Source organism: Sporomusa sp., assembly GCF_057736855.1.
In genome coordinates, this window is record NZ_JBYKYF010000399.1 from 1 (window position 1) to 2,309 (window position 2,309).

3 protein-coding genes and 1 tRNA gene are annotated in these 2,309 nt (G+C 39.4%); 3 read left to right on the plus strand and 1 reads right to left on the minus strand.

What is annotated here, in order from left to right; all coding sequences use genetic code 11:
- Positions 1 to 756 (minus strand): ABC transporter substrate-binding protein (locus tag AC29Z1_RS16780; protein WP_488272597.1); only part of this gene is annotated, 756 nt, incomplete at its 3' end.
- Positions 757 to 850: 94 nt separating this feature from the next.
- Between AC29Z1_RS16780 and AC29Z1_RS16785 the strand changes: the two genes are divergently transcribed.
- The 3 genes from AC29Z1_RS16785 (at position 851) to AC29Z1_RS16795 (ending at position 2,186) form a co-directional block, all read left to right on the plus strand.
- Entirely contained in the window at positions 851 to 1,570 is a 720-nt protein-coding gene (locus AC29Z1_RS16785) for a hypothetical protein (protein WP_488272598.1), read from the plus strand.
- A 31-nt stretch (positions 1,571 to 1,601) separates the two neighbouring features.
- Complete coding sequence (locus AC29Z1_RS16790) at positions 1,602 to 1,964, plus strand: response regulator (protein ID WP_488272599.1); 363 nt, start codon at positions 1,602 to 1,604, stop codon at positions 1,962 to 1,964.
- A 145-nt stretch (positions 1,965 to 2,109) separates the two neighbouring features.
- Positions 2,110 to 2,186: transfer RNA gene (locus AC29Z1_RS16795), tRNA-Asp, on the plus strand.
- The last annotated feature ends 123 nt before the right edge of the window (positions 2,187 to 2,309 follow it).

Consider the following 2,309-nt stretch of genomic DNA (forward strand, 5'->3'; position numbering starts at 1 on the left):
TGTTGTCATGCTTGTGCCATATACTAATAAGGCGATTTGTGCCTCGGGGTCATATTCAGATGGATCTTTCCAGGGATCAGCAATGCCTTTTTCAATACTTTGAGTTACGAAGGGCTCAATTACCATAGCGGCATCGATGCTTTTATTGCCTAGTGAAACAAGTATATCAGGGAAAGCGCGAATTACCTGCAAATCAATGTCGTTGGTGGACAAACCGCCTTTGGCTAGAACTCTGTCAAGACATATTTCATCAAGTGAAGCGGTACCAACTACGGCAATTTTTCTACCGCGCAAGTCAGCATAGTCTTTAATGCCGTCAGCAAGATCTTTTCTTACTATCAAACGATAGTAACCTTGCCCAGGAACATTGATGCCTTTGTCGGCGACAATTTTTACTGGTATGTCGCGCGACATAGCATTCAAGAGCCCTGATGCTGTGACTGTTGCGCCAACATCTAACTGGCCTGCGGCTAATTGATTGATCATTTCCTGTCCTGTATTGAATTGTACGGCTTCAATCCTGATACCAAGATCTTGATAATAGCCTTTGGCCATGCCAATAAGAATACCGGCATCAGAAACCACCTGTTTCATGCCGACTTTTACTACCGTTTCTTGGGGTAATGCTGTTAAGCCGGAAGCCCAAATAGGTTCTTTAGGATGATTTACTTGGGTAACAGGCGCCTGGCTGCAGGCAGTAAGTAATAAGGTAAGTACAAGTAATACCGACACCAGTTTGCCCCAACGTTGTACCATATGGTTTCCCTCCTTACATATTGTCAATGTTCCCGTAGGAGCTACTTTTATAGTATTCGGATTTTGCATTTTGGTTACAGAGTAGGCAGGTTTTTTGACTACAGCCAAGAATAATAATCATAATATTTTAGGAGATGATTTACTGATGCAAAAAATTATCGAACAAGTAGCTAGTTGGGAATATTTAAAAAAGCTTCCTAATGAAATATATGGATTCACCTTGATTAATGAATTAATGATTTGTGGTTCCCAGTACCGCATTTTTACTTATAATAATCCATCAACACGGCGCAGCTTTACTATTATGTATGACCACGCGACCAAGGATTTTTTGGCCCGTATAGTAGTGGGATTGATGGAATACTGCGATATTAATTATATTACTGGTGATTTAGCAGTATTAGAAAATCTTTTGGTAAACCGAATGGAAAAAACTATAAAAGGTTTGGCATATTTTGATCCGGCCTCTTTATGTGTACGCTTTAAAGAAAAGAAAATTTCTGAATGGCCATATATTGCGAAGTTACCTAAGCAGTTATCAGGATTTGAACTTTTTATAAGCCCGCATGAACCGCTTAAAGTATTAAATGGTACGTATGTTATAATAGACTATAGCAATTTTACGACCGAAAGTAATTTAACAATAAATTACAATATATATCGTGACGAATTTTTTGGCGAGATTCGTACAAGGCGAATACCCGTTATGACATATGATTTTGACGCCAAAACATTACCTGAGCTTGAGATGCGGATACAGGATAAGTTAGTTTCAACTCTTGACAATGTAAGTAAATTAACAAGTGCAACTTAATTAGCTTGTGCAACAACGGAGGTAAACTACCATGTCGAGAATTCTAATCTGTGATGATTCTGCGTTTATGCGGATGATATTAAAAAAAATGCTTACCGAAAAAGGGCACGAAATAGTTGCTGAAGCTGGTGATGGTAAGCATGCAGTTCAATTATACCGTCAATATAAACCTGATCTGGTGACTATGGATATTACCATGCCGATTATGGATGGAATCCAGGCAGTTAAACATATTCATGAAGAGGATCCGCTGGCGCGGATTATTATGGTAACGGCCATTGGTCAGCGAAGTATTATTACTGAAGCTATCAAAGCAGGTGCATCAAGCTTTATTATTAAACCCTTTGATCCTGAGCAAGTAGAGGAAACAATAAATAAAGTTTTGGCAGGATAGTACTGTTTAGTAAAACTACTTGACTTAGTCATCGTATGGCAATATAATAATATATATTGCAGTGACTTATTTGGTATAAATTCTTTGATTTGAAGTATTGACATTTATGCAAAAATGATATATACTTTAATATGCGATTGTTAGTGGCCCTGTGGTGTAGCGGTCTAACATGCCGCCCTGTCACGGCGGAGATCGACGGTTCAAATCCGTTCAGGGTCGCCAAGCTTGCAAACCAGGTTCTCGTGAGCCGGTCGGCGAAATGAGAACCTGAATGATTTGTTTAACAGAAATATGCCTCGGTAGCTCAGTCGGTAGAGCAGAGGACTGAAAATCCTCGTGTCGGCA